18 protein-coding genes and 1 tRNA gene are annotated in these 17,874 nt (G+C 33.6%); 11 read left to right on the plus strand and 8 right to left on the minus strand.

Going from position 1 to position 17,874, the window contains the following annotated elements:
* Positions 1-34: 34 nt before the first annotated feature.
* The 4 genes from H600_RS21910 to dnaA are packed head-to-tail and all read right to left on the minus strand — an operon-like array spanning position 35 to position 3,227.
* The gene (locus H600_RS21910; protein WP_051234385.1) at positions 35-529 is read right to left on the minus strand and encodes an energy transducer TonB; all 495 of its coding nucleotides are present in this window, start codon (positions 527-529) and stop codon (positions 35-37) included.
* Between the two features lie 19 nt (positions 530-548).
* Complete coding sequence (locus tag H600_RS0106060) at positions 549-1,262, minus strand: SAM-dependent methyltransferase (protein WP_026727946.1); 714 nt, start codon at positions 1,260-1,262, stop codon at positions 549-551.
* A 60-nt stretch (positions 1,263-1,322) separates the two neighbouring features.
* Positions 1,323-1,790, minus strand: a complete 468-nt coding sequence (locus H600_RS0106065; RefSeq protein ID WP_026727947.1) for a low molecular weight protein-tyrosine-phosphatase — start codon at positions 1,788-1,790, stop codon at positions 1,323-1,325.
* A 9-nt stretch (positions 1,791-1,799) separates the two neighbouring features.
* On the minus strand, positions 1,800-3,227 hold the full coding sequence (gene dnaA / locus H600_RS0106070) for a chromosomal replication initiator protein DnaA (protein WP_026727948.1): 1,428 nt from the start codon (positions 3,225-3,227) through the stop codon (positions 1,800-1,802).
* Between the two features lie 186 nt (positions 3,228-3,413).
* Here dnaA and H600_RS0106075 point away from each other — a divergent pair, with 186 nt between their 5' ends.
* On the plus strand, positions 3,414-3,818 hold the full coding sequence (locus H600_RS0106075) for an acyl-CoA thioesterase (protein WP_026727949.1): 405 nt from the start codon (positions 3,414-3,416) through the stop codon (positions 3,816-3,818).
* A gap of 31 nt (positions 3,819-3,849) precedes the next feature.
* Here H600_RS0106075 and H600_RS0106080 read toward each other — a convergent pair whose 3' ends face one another.
* The 3 genes from H600_RS0106080 to ribD all read right to left on the minus strand — a co-directional run bounded on the left by H600_RS0106080 (position 3,850) and on the right by ribD (position 6,323).
* Positions 3,850-4,482 carry an IMPACT family protein gene (locus H600_RS0106080; protein ID WP_026727950.1) on the minus strand — a complete coding sequence of 211 codons (633 nt, stop codon included), beginning with the start codon at positions 4,480-4,482 and terminating at the stop codon, positions 3,850-3,852.
* Positions 4,483-4,678: 196 nt separating this feature from the next.
* Positions 4,679-5,281 (minus strand): HAD family hydrolase, encoded by a 603-nt coding sequence (locus tag H600_RS0106085; RefSeq protein ID WP_026727951.1) that lies wholly within the window; start codon positions 5,279-5,281, stop codon positions 4,679-4,681.
* The gene (ribD, locus tag H600_RS0106090; protein WP_026727952.1) at positions 5,274-6,323 is read right to left on the minus strand and encodes a bifunctional diaminohydroxyphosphoribosylaminopyrimidine deaminase/5-amino-6-(5-phosphoribosylamino)uracil reductase RibD; all 1,050 of its coding nucleotides are present in this window, start codon (positions 6,321-6,323) and stop codon (positions 5,274-5,276) included. Before ribD ends, H600_RS0106085 begins: the two co-directional genes overlap by 8 nt.
* A gap of 107 nt (positions 6,324-6,430) precedes the next feature.
* On the opposite strand from ribD, the gene H600_RS0106095 reads away from it, so the two are divergent.
* Both H600_RS0106095 and prmC read left to right on the plus strand, forming a co-directional pair.
* On the plus strand, positions 6,431-6,916 hold the full coding sequence (locus H600_RS0106095) for a GNAT family N-acetyltransferase (RefSeq protein ID WP_026727953.1): 486 nt from the start codon (positions 6,431-6,433) through the stop codon (positions 6,914-6,916).
* 84 nt (positions 6,917-7,000) lie between these two features.
* Positions 7,001-7,849 carry a peptide chain release factor N(5)-glutamine methyltransferase gene (gene prmC / locus H600_RS0106100; RefSeq protein WP_026727954.1) on the plus strand — a complete coding sequence of 283 codons (849 nt, stop codon included), beginning with the start codon at positions 7,001-7,003 and terminating at the stop codon, positions 7,847-7,849.
* A 71-nt stretch (positions 7,850-7,920) separates the two neighbouring features.
* Here prmC and H600_RS0106105 read toward each other — a convergent pair whose 3' ends face one another.
* A complete protein-coding gene (locus tag H600_RS0106105; RefSeq protein ID WP_035108434.1) occupies positions 7,921-9,165 on the minus strand; it encodes an ABC transporter permease in 1,245 nt (414 codons plus the stop codon).
* Positions 9,166-9,401: 236 nt separating this feature from the next.
* Between H600_RS0106105 and hisS the strand changes: the two genes are divergently transcribed.
* From hisS to H600_RS0106145, 8 genes are all read left to right on the plus strand, one after another.
* Positions 9,402-10,829, plus strand: coding sequence for a histidine--tRNA ligase (gene hisS / locus H600_RS0106110; RefSeq protein ID WP_026727956.1), 1,428 nt, complete (start codon positions 9,402-9,404; stop codon positions 10,827-10,829).
* Positions 10,830-11,106: 277 nt separating this feature from the next.
* Positions 11,107-11,177 (plus strand) — tRNA-Trp (locus H600_RS0106115).
* A 334-nt stretch (positions 11,178-11,511) separates the two neighbouring features.
* Complete coding sequence (locus H600_RS0106120; protein ID WP_026727957.1) at positions 11,512-12,090, plus strand: nucleotide exchange factor GrpE; 579 nt, start codon at positions 11,512-11,514, stop codon at positions 12,088-12,090.
* 84 nt (positions 12,091-12,174) lie between these two features.
* On the plus strand, positions 12,175-13,281 hold the full coding sequence (gene dnaJ, locus H600_RS0106125; protein WP_026727958.1) for a molecular chaperone DnaJ: 1,107 nt from the start codon (positions 12,175-12,177) through the stop codon (positions 13,279-13,281).
* A gap of 161 nt (positions 13,282-13,442) precedes the next feature.
* Positions 13,443-14,372, plus strand: a complete 930-nt coding sequence (locus tag H600_RS0106130) for an ABC transporter ATP-binding protein (protein ID WP_026727959.1) — start codon at positions 13,443-13,445, stop codon at positions 14,370-14,372.
* Between the two features lie 79 nt (positions 14,373-14,451).
* Positions 14,452-15,768 (plus strand): ABC transporter permease, encoded by a 1,317-nt coding sequence (locus H600_RS0106135; RefSeq protein ID WP_026727960.1) that lies wholly within the window; start codon positions 14,452-14,454, stop codon positions 15,766-15,768.
* 99 nt (positions 15,769-15,867) lie between these two features.
* Positions 15,868-17,031, plus strand: coding sequence for a sigma-54-dependent transcriptional regulator (locus H600_RS0106140; protein ID WP_026727961.1), 1,164 nt, complete (start codon positions 15,868-15,870; stop codon positions 17,029-17,031).
* A 96-nt stretch (positions 17,032-17,127) separates the two neighbouring features.
* Entirely contained in the window at positions 17,128-17,814 is a 687-nt protein-coding gene (locus tag H600_RS0106145) for a DEAD/DEAH box helicase (RefSeq protein WP_026727962.1), read from the plus strand.
* The last annotated feature ends 60 nt before the right edge of the window (positions 17,815-17,874 follow it).

Genomic DNA, 17,874 nt, shown 5'->3' on the forward strand with positions numbered 1-17,874 from the left:
GAAACTTGTTAGTGAATAAGATAAACTTGATAGCTTATTTCATAATTATAGGTAACGAATATAAAACTCTTATTTTTTTACCATTATGTTCTCCTGGATTCCATTTAGGAGAATCTTTTAAAACTCGAAGTGCTTCAGCTCCTGTATTGTAACCTGCATCTCTAAGAATTTTTATGTCAGTTATTGAGCCGTCTTTTTCAACGATGAATGTTATGTAGATTTTTTTTCCTTTTATATTTTTTGCTCCTTCAGGAGTTTTAAAATTGCTGTCTACAAATTGATAAAATTTTTCCATTCCCCCAGGGAAGTCTGGTTTAACATCTATACCGGCCGCGTTATAAACGACATTGTCCTCATTTGTAGTGGTTGAAGAAGAAAATGCAGGTTCATCTATGGTCATTATTGCATCAGTAGTGCCAGTTTTGGTTTTAACGGCTTCTGAACTTTTTGTTTTAGAGTTCTGTGTAGTACTTTGTGAAAATGTATTTTGTACAAAGCAAATTGCAATTAAGATCAAAATTTTTTTCATAGTTGGTTTGTTCGTTAGTTTACATTTTATGAATAATAAAAATCGTAGGACGTTTATCAATATCAATTTTTAATTTTTTCCAATCCGATACTTTCAAGGTTTTGATGAATTCTGTTGGTAAAGTAATATCAGTTGCAATACATAAATGCGTTGACGGATTTAAAATTTGCAAAAGATCTTCAATCAATTTATTGTTTCTATAAGGTGTTTCGATAAATAACTGTGATTGGTTTTTGTCCTGAGATAATCTCTCAAAATGGCGTATTGCCGACTTTTTTTCATCTTTATCAATTGGCAAATAACCATTAAAAGTAAAACTTTGGCCATTCATTCCAGACGCCATCATCGCCAATAGGATAGAAGAAGGTCCAACTAAAGGCACAACTTGAATTCCTTTTTCGTGCGCTAATTTTACAATTACAGCGCCAGGATCTGCAACGCCCGGACAGCCTGCTTCGCTCATTAATCCCATGTTTTTTCCTTCTAATAAAGGTTTTATGAAATCTAAATGTTCACTTGGCTCTGTACGTTTGTTTAAAGTAAAAAGCACCAATTCAGATTGTTTTTTCTCTGGATAAACTGCTTTTATAGATTTTCTGGCGGTTTTGTCGTTTTCAACAATATAGTGGTCAATAACTTCGATTGTTCTTCTTACTGTTTGTGGTAAAACATCCATCGGATCGCTTTCGCCCATTGTGGTTGGAATTAGATATAATTTTCCGAAAGATTTCATGTGCTTTTGTTTAAAATTAAAAAATTCAATTATCTCTTTTTTAGAAACAATTGAATTGAATTAGGAATGCTTTTTAAGTAGCTGATCTGCAATTAAGTCAGTTACTTCATCCAGCATTTGGTAAACGTTGTCAAAACCATTTGCAGAACCATAATATGGGTCTGGAACGTCGACATTTTCATCTGGGAATAATTCGTTTAAAATCAAACGAACTTTATTTTTATGTTCTGGAGTTTTTGCTAAATGAACTACATCACGAAAATTTGAATTATCCATAACGTAGATGTAATCAAATTCATCAAAATCAGAAGATTGAATCTGTCTGCCTTTTTGTGCGCTGATGTTGATTCCGTTTTTGCGTGCAACTTCTATAGAGCGTTTATCAGGACAATGTCCAATATGCCAAGATCCAGTTCCGGCGGAATCTACAATAAATTTGTCTACGGGTAATTTTGATGCTAAAATTCCTTCTGCTAAAGGAGATCTGCAGATATTCCCCAAACAAACCATTAAAACTTTTACTGGCATGATTCGCGTTTATAGCGTTAGTTTTTTGTTGATATCTTCGACAAATTTTTTGAATTGTTTGTCTGTAGAAACTAAATTGTCAACAGTTTTACAAGCGTGTAAAACGGTAGCATGGTCGCGATCTCCAATTTGTGAACCAATATTTGCCAAAGAAGCTTTAGTGAATTTCTTTGCAAAAAACATAGCCAATTGTCTCGCTTGCACAACGTGCCTTTTTCTGGTTTTCGATTGAAGCGTTTCGATATCCAATTGGAAATAATCAGATACAATTTTTTGGATATAATCGATAGAGATTTCTCTCTTTACGTTTTTAACAAATTTCTCTACAACGCTTTTTGCAAGTTCAATCGTAACTTCTTTTTTGTTGAAAGAAGATTGAGCGATCAACGAAATAATTGCGCCTTCAAGCTCACGAACATTGGTTTTGATATTTCGGGCAACATATTCAAGAATGTCTTCCGGCATATCAACACCGTCGCGATACAAAATATTTTTTAAGATCGAAATACGAGTTTCGTAATCTGGTTGATGCAATTCTGCAGATAATCCCCATTTGAAACGAGACAACAAACGTTGTTCGATATCCTGCATATCAACAGGCGCTTTATCCGAAGTCAGAATTACTTGTTTTCCGTTTTGGTGCAAGTAATTGAAAATATGGAAAAATACGTCCTGAGTTCCTGATTTTCCAGATAAGAACTGAACGTCATCAATAATCAAAACGTCGATTAACTGATAAAAATGAATGAAATCATTACGATTATTCTTTTTTACAGAATCAATATATTGTTGTGTGAAAATCTCGGCAGAAATATATAAAACCGTTTTTTCAGGATATTTGTCTTTTACTTCAACACCAATAGCATGCGCTAAGTGTGTTTTTCCTAAACCAACTCCACCAAAAATTAATAACGGATTAAATGAGGTTCCTCCAGGTTTGTTGGCAACAGCCATACCTGCAGAACGCGCCAAACGGTTTGAGTCTCCTTCAAGGAAATTATCAAAACTGTAATTTGGATTTAACTGTGATTCAATTTTTAGGTTTCTGATTCCCGGAATTACAAAAGGATTTTTAAGCTCTGGATTTAAGTTTTTAAACGGAGCGTCAACCTCTTGCGGTTTCATAGGTACTCTATTGGAACTTGGCAGCTGCTCGGTAAACGGCTGTTTATTTCCATAAGTGTTTTCCATTTTGATTTTATAGAGTAACTTTGCGTTTTTTCCTAGTTCTTTGGTAAGCGCAACTTTCAATAATTTAACGTAGTGTTCCTCTAGCCATTCGTAGAAGAATTTACTTGGTACCTGAATATATAATGCGTTGTCGGTTAGCTCAACTGATTTGATTGGTTCGAACCAAGTTTTATATGCTTGATCTTGAATATTGTCTTTTATAAAGGACAAACAGTTTTCCCATACCGATTGAGCAGTTTTAGTCATAGATTCAGATAAGTTTTTTATTATTGATAAAGATTCTCCTAATAAAAATGGAGCAAAATTTTTCCGTATTTCGGGATAACAAATATGTGAACAAATTTCTGTAAAAAAAAATATTTTGGGTCTAATTTTGTAAAAAAAAAGTTGTAAGTGAACTTTAGGAATTTAATTTTTTTTAATCTATAAATAATGAAAAATCATCAAACGCAAGTGCGTGTTCGTTACTCAGAAACGGATCAAATGGGAGTTGTTTATCACGGAAATTATGTGCCTTATTTTGAGATTGGACGCGTGGAATGGCTTAGAAATAAAGGGATTTCGTATGCTAGCATGGAAGAAAGCGGAATTGGGCTCCCGATTGTTTCGATGCAAATTAACTATAAAAAATCAGCGCGTTATGATGAACTGCTTACAATTCATACCACCTTCAAAAGTCAGTCTTCTGTCAAGATTGAATTCGACTGCGCTATCTATAATGAAGCAAATGAGTTATTAACAACGGCAGTGTTTATTTTAGTATTTATTTCGTTAAAAACGGGTCGTCCAACAGCACCTCCAGATTACATTTTGGAATTGTTTAAAACATTGGAATAATTGTTAAAATGAGGTGTGTTTTAATGTTAATTTACACAATTTTAATATCGATTTCAAACATTAAATCAAAAATGTCGAATATAGATTCGGCATTTTTTTTGCGCGTTTTTGTCATTATTTTGCCAATTGGGAGTCCTGAATTTTCGTCAATTTCCATTTCCTGAGAAGTAATTTCGAGTTTCTTTTCTTTGATGACCCGCATTACTTTGTTCATGTTTTTATAATCAAAAGAGATTAAAAAATGAACGTCAATTGTTTTTTCAACAATTTCACAAACTTCAAGCGTCATTTGTGCGGTTGTTCGATAAGCCGTAATCAAACCGCCAACTCCTAATTTTACGCCACCAAAAATACGAACCACGACTACAAGAACATTGGTCAAGCCAAAAGATTGAATTTGTCCATAAATAGGCGCGCCCGCGGTATTGCTAGGTTCACCGTCATCATTTGCTCGGTACAATATTTTTGGAGCCGTTCCTAATTGATAGGCATAACAATAATGAACGGCGTGTGGATGCAGTTTTTTGAGGTTTTCAATTATTGGTTTTACTTCATCTTCACTTTCAATAGGAAATGCATAGCCAAAGAATTTGCTTCCTTTTTCTTTAAAAAGAATCTCTTCAGATTCAAATGCAATGGTTTGATAAGTATCGCTGTATTCCAAAATTAAAATTCTAAATTGTTTTTTTTGCCACAGATTTAATGGATTTAATGGTTTTTTTTTTCGCCACGAATTACACAAATTTCCGCGAATTTTATTTTCAATTTAAAACTAATTCAATTAGTGAAAATTTGCGTAATTCGTGGCAACATGCTTTTTAATCCTTTTAATCAGTATAATCTGTGGCTAAAATATTTTTTTATAATATCCCTTTGCTAAATAAATCGACAACATCTTCTTTTCCAACTTGCAGATTCCAAACCTTAATTCCTAAAGTTGAGGCACTGTCTGTGTTTTCTGTTTTGTCATCAACAAACAAAGTGTTTTCTGGAACTAAATTGTGTTTGTCAAGTAAAAATTGATAGATTTTTGGATCTGGTTTTCTCAATCCCATTTCAAAAGAAAAATAAACTTTTTCAAAACAGTTATAGAAATCGGTATAAAAAGTTTTTCCTACCGTTTTTTCAAAAGTAGCGATATGAATAGCATCTGTATTGCTTAAAAGAAACAAACGGTATTTTTTTGAAAGCTCTTTTAAAAACTCTAATCGATACAAAGGGAAATCAGCTAAAACGGCATTCCAGGCTTTAAGTATTTCTTCAATCGAAGCATTCGGCAATTCTTTCTGAAATCCGCCAACAAAATCTTCATATGAAACATCGCCAGTTTCAAACAATAAATTCAAACGATCCATTTCTGAATTCCATTCGGTCATTCCTAATTTTTTTAATCCCGAGATCGTTCCTTGTTTGTTTAAATTGATGAAAATATCGCCAAAGTCAAAAATTATCGTATCAATCATGGTTTCTAATGTATAGTAATTCGTCGTTTTGAATAGTTGTTTTGAAAATATTGCTTTTCTGAATTATCGGTGCTTTTACTCCTTTTTCAAAAGTATTTGTTCCAATGAAAATTCGGGCTTCATCCCATAAATCCGAATCTATAAAAGATTGCAAAGTTTGTCTTCCGCCTTCAATTATTATGGATTGTATTTGATGCTGATATAAAACATTTAAAATTTGAGAAACTAGATTTTCATTAAAATCAATCTTCTCAAAAATGGTGTTTTCGGTAGAAATATTGTTTTCTGATTTAGAAAATACAATCGTTTTTACGCTGTCATCAAAGACAAAGCTGTCTTTTGAAATTCGGTTATTTTGATCCAAAACTACTCGCACGGGATTATTTCCTGACCAATCCCGCGTGTTTAATTTCGGATTATCGTCAATAACCGTTTGCGTTCCCACTAAAATTGCTTGTTCTTCACTTCGCCATTTATGTACTAATTGCCTTGAATATTGATTGGTAATCCAAATTGGTTTTCGTTCTTGATTGATTTCTTTTTCAGGTGCTAAAAATCCGTCTTGACTTTCGGCCCATTTCAGTATTATATAAGGTCTCTTTTTTTGATGAAAAGTAAAAAAGCGTTTGTTGAGTTCGTTACATTCGTCTTCTAAAACGCCAACGGTAACATTTATGCCGTTTTCAATTAATCTTTTAATTCCTCTTCCGGCGACTTTCTCATTTGGATCGACGGTTCCAACAACGACATTCGGAATTTTGTTTGCAATAATTAAATCGCAACACGGAGGTGTTTTTCCAAAATGGGAGCAAGGCTCTAAACTAACATAAATGGTAGCTTTTTTTAACAGCGATTTGTCTTTTACAGATTGTACAGCATTGACTTCGGCATGTGGTTCGCCGGCTTTTTTGTGCCAGCCTTCGCCTATTATTTTGCCTTCGTAAACAATTACACTGCCAACCATCGGATTTGGATATGTGGTTCCAAAACCGTTTTGAGCAAGTTCAATGCAACGTTTTATGTATTTTTCATGTGTATTCACGGTGCAAAAATAATCATTTTGAGCTTAATCACGATAGTTAACAGTATAGTTGAAGAACTATCGAAAAAGTATTTTTACTTTTGTAGATATATCACACGAATAAAAAAATGAAAAATTGCATAATCAGAGCGATTAAAAAAGAAGACAATAAAGCAGTCGCTCAATTAATACGTTCTGTTTTTGATGAAATGGAAATTCCAAAAGTAGGGACAGCTTACGCAGATCCTTATCTGGATTTAATGTTTGAAGAATACAACAAGCCAAGATCAGTTTATTTTGTTGTTGAAAATGAAGGAGAAATTGTTGGCTGTTGCGGAATTGCACCTTTAGAGAATGGAGCGCCAGAAATTTGTGAACTTCAAAAAATGTACTTTTTGCCTAAAACACGAGGTTTAGGAGTTGGTAGCCAAATGATGGAGAAATGCTTACAGGAAGCGAAAAATTTTGGATTTGAAAAATGTTATATTGAAACGATGCCTTTTATGCATGCTGCTCAAAAATTATATAAAAAATCAGGTTTTGAATATTTAGATGCTCCAATGGGATGTACTGGGCACAATTCTTGCCCGGTTTGGATGTTGAAAGTTTTGTAAAATCGTGTAACAAATTAGATTTTTCAATACTTATTTGAAAGAAAAATCAGCTTTTGCTGAATAAAAATTACTCAGAGATCAGAAATGAAAATTAAACAATACCGCACTCAGTTTATAAAAGAATTATCGCCTTTATATGATGCATACGAAGCGGAGAGTTTTTTCTATTTAATTCTAGAAGACAAACATAAATTGCGCCAGATTGATTTGGCTTTAAATCATGAACTGAATTTTTCTGAAAAGGATTTCGTGGTTTGGGATTCACTATTAGATGATTTAAAAAACGAAGTTCCGATACAGTATTTGCTTGGGAAAACCAGTTTTTACGGTTTGGATTTTGAAGTCAATGAAAATGTTTTGATTCCGAGGCCGGAAACAGAGGAATTGGTAGAATGGATCATTAATGAAAACAAGGGAAATTCCAAAGAAATCAAAATATTAGATATAGGAACTGGAAGTGGCTGTATTGCAATTTCATTGGCTAAAAATCTTCCAAATGCAAAAGTTTATGCGATTGATGTTTCAAAAAAAGCATTGGATACGGCTAAAAGAAATGCGATAAACAATAATGTCGAGGTTACTTTTATGCTGAAAAATATTCTGGAATTGGAAAGATTGAAATCAGATTATGATATCATTGTTTCAAATCCACCGTATGTTCGAAATTTAGAGAAAGCTGAAATCAAAAAGAATGTTCTGGATTTTGAACCACATTTAGCCTTATTTGTTGATGATAACGACGCTTTGATTTTTTACAGAAAAATTGCCGAATTAGCTCAGAAAAGCCTTTTGGAAAATGGACAATTGTATTTTGAGATCAATCAGTATTTGGGTAAAGAAACGAAAGAAATGCTGGAAAAAATGAATTTTATAAATATCGAACTCCGCAAAGATATTTATGATAATGACCGAATGATAAAAACGAATATTTAAGTTTACAGTCTCAGTCTCAGTTTTCAGTTTTTTACTGTGACGGGAAACTGAGACTGAATACTAAAAAAAAATTATTCATAGCGCAAAGCCTCAATTGGATCTAGTTTAGAAGCTTTTATTGCAGGATACAATCCTGAAACTATTGCTACTGTAAAACTAGTTGCAAAAGCAGCAAAAATAGCGCTCCACGGAATAACGAATGCAAAATTCATTGCCGTTGCAATCGCAAAACCAAGCAGAATTCCGATTATAATTCCGACCAATCCGCCAATTTGACCAATTAATAAAGTTTCGATAAAAAACTGAGTAGAAATAGTTGATTTGGTTGCGCCTAAAGCTTTTCGTACTCCAATTTCGCGCGTGCGTTCAGTAACCGAAACAATCATAATATTCATTAAGGCAATTGATGAACCAAGAATTGTAATAATAGAAATTATCCAAGAAGCCCAGCCTAAGTATTGTGTGATTCCAAGAATTCTGTTTATTAAATCATCGCTTCGTCCAATTCCGAAGTTATTATCACGGACAGGATTTAATTTGCGAACTCTACGCATTACGCTGGTAGCATTGTCAATTGCAGGATCTAAAAGTTCTTTTTTAGAGACCATAACGCTAATTGTGTAATTGATATTTGGTGCTGTAAATAAAGAACGCGCCACTTGAATTGGAATCAAGATACGCAAATCTTGGCTGTTTCCAAATGTTGATCCTTTTTCTTTTAATACGCCAATTACTTTAAAACGCGCCCCCCTGATAGAAATAATTTTATCAATTGGATTGACATCTTTTAATAGCCCTTTTTCAAAATCAGAACCAACAATACAGGAATAAGTATTGTTGTCGATATCAAATTGATTGAATGAACGTCCTAAAGTGGTTTCAAGACCAGAATTTGAAATGAAATGTTCGTCTACACCAAGGATTTTTATTTCCGGATCTGTTTTTTCGCCTAAAAATTTAACTTCGGCTTTTGAGGTCGCAGTAAACGAAAGAGAGGTTTCAGTAAATGGATATTTGTATTTATTTTTGAAGGCAACCGCTTCAGGATAAGAAATAATCGGGTTTATGATTTCACGTTCGTTTCCGCCACGGTTTTTAAGATTGTTTTCGTATTGGTTGATGTTGAAAGTATTGGCGCCCATGGAAGCAAAATTTGTTGAAACAGTATTTTCCAATGCAGTGACAACGGTTAAAATTCCAACCAAGGCGGTAATTCCGATAGCAATAATTAATACAGTAAGAATGGTTCGTAGAATTTGTGTTTTGATGGAACCAAAAGCAATTCGGATATTTTCTTTAAATAATTTTAGCATCATGACCAATTTGACACGAAAATACGTTTTTTGTTACAAGTTTGTTTTCCAAGTGTTATTATTTATTTTAAAAAGTAAGATATTTGCAGACTTAAATTAAGTCGAAAGTTGGAAAGTCATAAAGTCGAAAGTCTAAGAACCAGCAATCAAAAAAATAAATAAATTAATTTTAAAGTTTTTTGAATTTTAAGTTTCAAAGGAAATCTAAAATCTAAAATCAACAATCTAAAATAAATAAAATGGCTTCAAAACCAAGCATTCCAAAAGGAACCAGAGATTTTTCACCAGCAGAGGTGTCAAAACGTCAATATATTATTCAGACGATAAAAGCTAATTTCGAAAAATTTGGATTTCAGCCAATCGAAACGCCTTCATTTGAAAATTCAGATACTTTGATGGGAAAATATGGAGAAGAGGGAGATCGCTTGATTTTTAAAATCTTGAATTCGGGTAACTTTTTTTACAATAAAAGTAAAATTGAATTGCCACAATCAATAGAAGAATTGCAATTGAATTCTGCTGAAAAAATAAGTTTAGAGCAAAGAATCGAACTAAACAAATTCACAGGAAAAATTTCTGAGAAAGCGTTGCGTTATGATTTGACAGTTCCGTTTGCAAGATACGTTGTACAGCACCAAAGCGAAATTGAATTTCCTTTTAAAAGATACCAAATTCAACCTGTTTGGAGAGCTGATAATCCGCAAAAAGGGCGTTTTAGAGAATTCTTTCAATGCGATGCCGATGTTGTAGGTTCGAAATCATTGTGGCAGGAAGTTGAATTAGTTCAATTGTACGATACGGTTTTTACAGCTTTAGGTTTAGAAGGTGTTACAATCAAAATCAACAACAGAAAAATATTATCTGGAATTGCTGAGGTAATTGGCGCTTCAGATAAATTAATCGATTTTACGGTCGCTCTTGATAAATTGGATAAAATTGGAGAAGACGGCGTAAAGAAAGAAATGATTGAAAAAGGAATTTCTGAAGAGGCTTTAGTAAAAGTGCAACCACTTTTTAGTTTTTCAGGAACTTTCGTAGATAAAATTAGCCAACTTTCAGATTTGTTGTCTTCATCTGAAGAAGGAATGAAGGGTGTTGAGGAATTGAAATTTATATGTGACAATGTTGCAGATTTAGGTTTGTCAAGCGCAATTTTAGACTTAGATGTGACTTTGGCACGTGGTTTAAATTATTACACGGGAGCTATTTTTGAAGTTGGAGCGCCAAAAACGGTTGCAATGGGGTCTATTGGCGGTGGCGGAAGGTACGACGATTTGACGGGTATTTTTGGTTTGAAAAATATGAGTGGTGTTGGAATTTCTTTTGGTTTGGATCGAATTTATTTAGTTTTAGAAGAATTACAATTGTTTCCAGAAACAGTTGCTGCGACTTCAAAAGCAATCTTTATTAATTACGGAGATAAAGAAGCTTTGTATGCTTCAAAAGCAATTCAAAAATTAAGACAAGAAAATATAAAAGTAGAATTATATCCTGATAATGTAAAAGTTGGAAAGCAATTTCAATATGCAGACAAACGTTTGATCCCGTTTGCGGTAATCGCTGGCGATCAAGAAATTGCATCAAATACTTTTGCACTTAAAAATTTAGTGACAGGAGAACAGGTTTCTGTCGATTTTGATGGTTTGAAAAGCGCTTTGCAAGCATAATTATTGCCATTTAGTCTTTTGCGGCATATTTGTTTCACGCAGATTCGGCAGATTAAAGCAGATTTAATTTGATTTTTATATTAAAGAAATCTGCGTTAATCTGCTTGAATCATTTTTAAATCTGCGTGAAATAATAAAAAAAAACTTTTTTGAGTTAACTATCTGTAGTAAAGGTTTTTGCTTTGAATTGTGCGGATTTAAAGGGTTTTCTTTTAAAATCTCTGCATGAAATAGTTGTCTGTAAAGAAAAAAAACTCTTAATTTGCGACCTCAAGTTACGGGCGTAGTTCAAGGGTAGAATAGCGGTCTCCAAAACCGTTGATGGGGGTTCGAATCCCTCCGCCCGTGCAAATAAATAGTTCAAAGTGAAAATTTTGATCATCGCCAAAATAAAAAAAGCTTCGTCTCTGTAGACGAAGCTTTTTTTTAATATAAGGTAAATTTGAATTAATAATTATTTATGAGGCCTTAGCCAACCCTTAAATTCAATTTTGATAGATAATAGATTTTGTTTTTATTTACGTCTTCAAAGATAAAATAAACTATAACGTAATAGTCTTAAAATTGTGCTAAATTTTTTTAGTATAAAATTGGTTTTTAAAGCCCTCAGTTTTAATAAAGTGACAATTTGACATTTTAGGATTTTTGGCAGTACTTTTGCAATCCAACAGAAAGAAATAAAATGAAGTTTAAGAATATTTTTAAAAATAAAAGTAATATGACTACGGAAAATACAGAATTCGATCAGGAATTAGATGATGTAACGTTAGAGAACAATGCCAACGGAGAGCAGTTAATTGTTGAAGAATTAAGTGTTGAGGAGCAATTAGCTAAAGACTTGGCTCACGAAAAAGATAAGTTTTTGAGATTATTTGCTGAATTTGAAAATTACAAAAAAAGAACTTCAAAAGAGCGTCTTGAATTGTTTAAAACAGCAAATCAAGAAGTTTTGTTGGCTATGCTTCCAGTTTTAGATGATTTTGACAGAGCGGCAGTAGAGATCAACAAGTCAGATGATGAAAATTTGAAAAAAGGTGTTGAGTTGATTCACGATAAACTTAAAAACACTTTAGTTTCTAAAGGTTTAGAGCAAGTTGAAATTCAAGCAGGTGATGCTTTCAACGCTGATATTGCTGAAGCAATTACCCAAATTCCAGCTCCGTCTGACAAATTGAAAGGGAAAATTGTTGATGTTATTGAAAAAGGATACAAATTAGGAGACAAAATTATTCGTTTCCCTAAAGTTGTAGTTGGAAACTAAAAAAAAATGTAAACAAAGTCCAAGTGAATTATTTTGGATTTTGGTCCCGAAGCGTCGGGATAAGATTTGGAACCTAATCTAATTATGAAAAAAGATTTTTACGAAATATTAGGCATTTCAAAAAATGCTGATGCTGCCGAAATTAAAAAAGCATATAGAAAAAGTGCTTTAAAATACCACCCTGATAAAAATCCAGGCGACAAAGAGGCAGAAGAAAACTTCAAATTGGCAGCAGAAGCTTATGAAGTTTTAAGTGATCCACAGAAAAAAGCGAAATACGATCAATATGGTCATCAGGCATTTGATGGTTCTGGCGGATTTGGCGGTCATGGTGGCATGAACATGGATGATATTTTCAGTCAATTTGGTGATATTTTCGGTGGAGGATTTGGCGGCTTCGGTGGCGGAGGCGGTGGCCCTCGTCGTGCTAAAGGAAGCAATCTTCGAATTAAAGTGAAATTGACTTTAGAAGAAATTGCAAATGGAGTTGAGAAAAAAGTAAAAGTAAAACGTAAAGTTCAGGCAAAAGGCGTAACGTATAAAACTTGTACGACTTGTAACGGTCAAGGACAAGTAATGCGTGTTACCAATACTATTTTAGGAAGAATGCAATCTGCGTCAACTTGTCCTACTTGTGGAGGTTCAGGTCAGATTTTAGATAAAAAACCTGCTGAGGCTGATGCTCAAGGTATGGTTCAAGAAGACGAAACAGTATCAATCAAAATTCCTGCGGGAGTTGTTGACGGCATGCAGTTAAAAGTTGCAAACAAAGGTAACGATGCTCCAGGAAATAGTATTCCAGGAGATTTAATTGTAGCGATCGAAGAGGTTGAACACGAATTCTTGAAGCGTGAAGGTGAAAATGTTCATTTCGATTTATACATCAGTTTCCCTGAAGCAGTTTTAGGAGCTTCAAAAGATATTGAGGCAATCAACGGAAAAGTTCGTATCAAATTGGAAGAAGGAATTCAATCTGGAAAAATATTGAGATTAAAAGGAAAAGGGATTCCGAGTTTGAATGGTTACGGAAGTGGAGATTTGCTAGTTCACGTAAACGTTTGGACTCCAAAAACATTAAATAAAGAACAAAAACAATTCTTTGAAAATGCTTTAAACGATGAGCACTTTGCTCCAAGTCCAGAGAAATCAGAGAAATCATTTTTCGAGAAAGTAAAAGATATGTTCTCATAATCTAAACTTTTTGAAAAGGTTATAAATTTCAAAAACCCATTCTAGCATAAATTTAGAATGGGTTTTTTGCTGAATAGTACGCAGATTCGCTACTAATTATTTACTTTTACAGTCGCTTTAGCCATAATGGCATTAGCAACGTAGAAAATCTCAAAAACCACATGAGCAACTTACTCGAAGTACATAAAGTCGTAAAGCAATATGGCAATTATGTAGCGCTTAACGAAGTTTCATTGAATGTGCCAAAAGGCAGTATATATGGACTCTTGGGTCCGAATGGAGCCGGAAAAACTTCCCTTATCAGAATCATAAACCAAATTACATTGCCAGACAGCGGCGAGATAATTTTGGATGGAGAAAGATTACAGCCGAAACACGTGCAAACTATCGGTTATCTTCCAGAAGAAAGAGGTTTGTATAGCTCGATGAAAGTAGGGGAACAGTGTTTGTATTTGGCTCAAATGAAAGGTCTTTCTAAAGCTGAAGCTAAAAAACAATTGGATTATTGGTTTGACCGATTAGGAATTCAAGGTTGGTGGAATAAGAAAATCCAGGAGCTTTCTAAAGGAATGGCGCAGAAAATTCAGTTCGTCGTTTGTGTTTTGCACAAACCAAAATTGCTGATTTTAGATGAGCCATTTTCAGGATTTGATCCGGTAAATGCTAATGTTATTAAAGATGAAATTCTTGCTTTAAAAGAACAAGGATCGACCATCATTTTTTCGACGCACAGAATGGAAAGTGTAGAGGAACTTTGTGAAAATATTGCTTTAATCCATAAGTCTAATAAATTGATTGAAGGGAAAGTTGTTGATGTAAAGCGACAATTTAGAACCAATAGTTTTGAAGTCGGAATCTTGACCAGCAATGTTGAAGGTTTGATGTATGACATTACGCAAAAATTTACGGTTTCGCCGGCAAGCTTTAAATCTTTAAATGATGATTTGAAATTGAATATTCAAATAGGAAATGCTTCTCCAAACGAATTATTAAATGTCCTTACACAACGCGGACAGGTTACACATTTCGTTGAAAAAATTCCAAGTATAAACGATATTTTTATTCAAACGGTTACTGAAAATAAAGTTTAGATTTCAAATTTTAGATTTTAGAGTGAATGCCTAAAATCTAAAAATCTAAAGTCAACAATCTAACATCTAAAATCAAGAAATGAGTATTATTTCATTAATTATAAAAAGAGAATTTATTGCCAAAGTCCGCAATAAATCTTTTGTTGTTATGACATTTTTAAGTCCGCTTTTGTTTGTGGCAATAGCTGTTTTTATCGGCTATTTAAGTTCAATGAAAGCAGAAACCAAAAAAATTGCAATTCATGACGAAACTGGAATTTTTGTTTCAGATTTTTTAAAAGAAAATAAAAAAGGAGCCGAATTTAAATATCTGAATTTATCTGAAATTGATTTAAAAGCTTTAAAAGACAGTATAACAAAAGAAAATTTTAGCGGATTGATTGTTATTCCGAAAATGGATAAGACGAAAGATCTCGAAAGTAAAATTGAATTTATTTCAAATAACAGTCCGAGTATTTCTTTTATTGAAAACACTCAGGATATCATCGGAAATAAAATCACAAAATTAAATTTAGAAGAAGCAAAGCTGGATACTTTGGCGATTCAAAAAGCACAGTCAAATGTGAATATCCATTTGGTAAAAGCTTCTGGAGAAGAGAGTTTGAAAGGTTTAAATGAGATAAAAATCGCAATAGGTGGCGCATTTGGCTATCTAATCATGATGTTCATTATCATTTACGGAAATATGGTAATGCGCAGCGTAATCGAAGAAAAAACAAATAGAATTATCGAAATCATTATTTCATCAGTAAAGCCATTTCAATTAATGATTGGGAAAATTGTGGGAACTTCATTAGCGGGAATTCTACAATTTATGATTTGGGCAATTATTGGTTTGGGATTAATGTTTGCTGCTTCGGCGTTTTTTGGCGTAAATGTTGGGCCAACATCCAGAATTTCGCCAGAAATGATGCAAACGGCACAACATCAATTATCAGGATCAGCCCAAATGTATATTACTGAATTATGGAATTTGCCAATTGCCAGCATTTTAATCGGATTTGTAATTTATTTTATTGGAGGATATTTTCTATACAGCTCATTTTATGCAGCAATTGGAGCGGCGGTTGACAATCAAACCGATTCGCAGCAGTTTTTATTGCCAATATTAATGCCTTTAATTTTGAGTGTGTACATTGGATTTTTTACTGTAGTAAATGATCCTCACGGAACGGTTGCAGTTGCATTTTCAATGATTCCGCTTACCTCGCCAATTGTAATGTTAATGCGTATTCCGTTTGGCGTGCCGTGGTGGCAAATTGCAATTTCGGTATCATTATTGTTTGCTACATTTTTCCTTGTGGTTTGGTTCGCTGCAAAAATTTACCGAGTAGGTATTTTAATGTATGGCAAAAAACCAACTTGGAAGGAATTGTATAAGTGGCTTAAATATTAACTTAGAGATTCTAAGTTTCTAAGATTCTGAGATGCTAAGATTTTAGCTAAAAAAAACTCAGAAACTTAGCATCTTAGTATCTTAGTATCTTAGAAAAGAATGAGTAAAATACTAATTATCGAAGACGAAGCAGCAATCAGAAGAGTTTTGGTAAAAATATTATCAGAAGAAAATGATTCGTATCAGGTTGATGAAGCCGAAGATGGAGTTGCGGGACTTGAAAAAATAAAAAACAACGATTACGATTTGGTTTTGTGCGATATCAAAATGCCAAAAATGGACGGAGTTGAGGTTTTAGAAGAAGTAAAAAAAATAAAACCAGAAATTCCGATGGTCATGATTTCAGGCCACGGCGACATGGAAACAGCAATTCAAACGATGCGTTTAGGAGCTTTTGATTATATCTCAAAACCACCAGATTTGAATCGTTTGTTAAATACGGTTCGTAATGCTTTGGATAAAAAACAATTAGTTGTTGAGAATAAAATCTTAAAGAAAAAAGTCAGCAAAAACTACGAAATGATTGGCGACAGCGAGTCAATTAATCATATTAAAGTTATGATTGACAAAGTGGCGCAAACTGAAGCAAGAGTTTTGATTACTGGGCCAAATGGAACTGGAAAAGAATTAGTAGCGCATCAATTGCATGAAAAAAGCGAGCGTTCAAATTTTCCTTTAATTGAAGTAAATTGTGCGGCAATCCCAAGTGAATTAATCGAAAGTGAATTGTTCGGACACGTAAAAGGCGCTTTTACATCGGCAGTTAAAGATCGTGCTGGAAAATTTGAAGCAGCAGACAAAGGAACTATTTTTTTGGATGAAATTGGGGATATGAGTCTTTCTGCGCAAGCCAAAGTTTTGCGTGCATTGCAAGAAAGCATGATTACCAGAGTTGGTGCTGATAAAGATATTAAAGTAGATGTTCGTGTGGTTGCGGCAACTAATAAAGACTTAAAAAAAGAAATCGCAGAAGGCCGTTTCCGAGAAGATTTATACCATCGTTTGGCCGTAATTTTGATAAAAGTGCCACCTTTGAATGAGAGACGTGACGATATTCCAGCTTTGATTGCGCATTTTTCGGAAAAAATTGCTTCAGAACAAGGAAATGCCGTGAAAGGATTTTCGGCGCAGGCCATACAATTATTGCAGGAATATGATTGGACAGGAAATATCCGTGAACTTCGAAATGTAGTGGAAAGGCTGATCATTTTAGGAGGAAGCGAAATTTCTGAAAGTGATGTAAAAATGTTCGCAAGCAAGTAAAATTAATTTAATGATTGAAAAATTTAATGATTGAAAGATTTTCTTCGGATTTAATTTTTCAATTTTTTCAATTTTTTAATCTTTCAATTCTAAGAGATGAAACTAAAAAAAATAAACGAGAAATTACAAGACGCCTTAATTGAAAATGGTTTGACAGAAGCAAATGTTTTGCAGATGGAAACTTTTTCGACCATAAAAAGTGGTGCGGACTGTGTAATTGTTTCGCCAAAAGGGAGCGGGAAAACCACGACAATTGTTTTGAATGTAATTCAGCAATTGGCAGGGAAGAATGAAGAATCTCCTCGAGCTTTGATTATTGTTGAAGACAAAGAAAAGGTTTTGGCAATGGAAGCGCTTTTTGATAAGTATAATAAATATACAAATCTAGAAGTATACGGAGTTCACGACAAAGGCGATATGGATTATGATAAAAATTATGTTTCTACTGGAATCGACGTTTTAATTGGAACTCCAACCAAATTAAATGACATGTTCAGTACGGCAGGTTACAACGTAAATCGTCTTAAAATGTTTATTATAGATGATGCAGATCCGATTTTAAAATTGCGCCATGATCCAAAAATTACTCGTATTTCTAATAGTATTGCCAAAGTGCAACGAATTATCTTTGCTGAAGATTTGGCAGAACGCGTTGAAATTTTGGCAGATAAAATTATGATTGAGCCTTATTTGTTTGATATGGAAGAGGAAGGCGACGAAGAATTTGATGAAGAAGAAGATGAGGAGCTTGATGAAGAGGAAGATGACAAAGAAGAGGAATAATTAACAATCCCGGTTTTCAGTCTTAATGATTGGAAAGCGGGATTTTTAAAAATAGTTTTA

This window comes from Flavobacterium denitrificans DSM 15936, assembly GCF_000425445.1.
Lineage (GTDB): Bacteria > Bacteroidota > Bacteroidia > Flavobacteriales > Flavobacteriaceae > Flavobacterium > Flavobacterium denitrificans.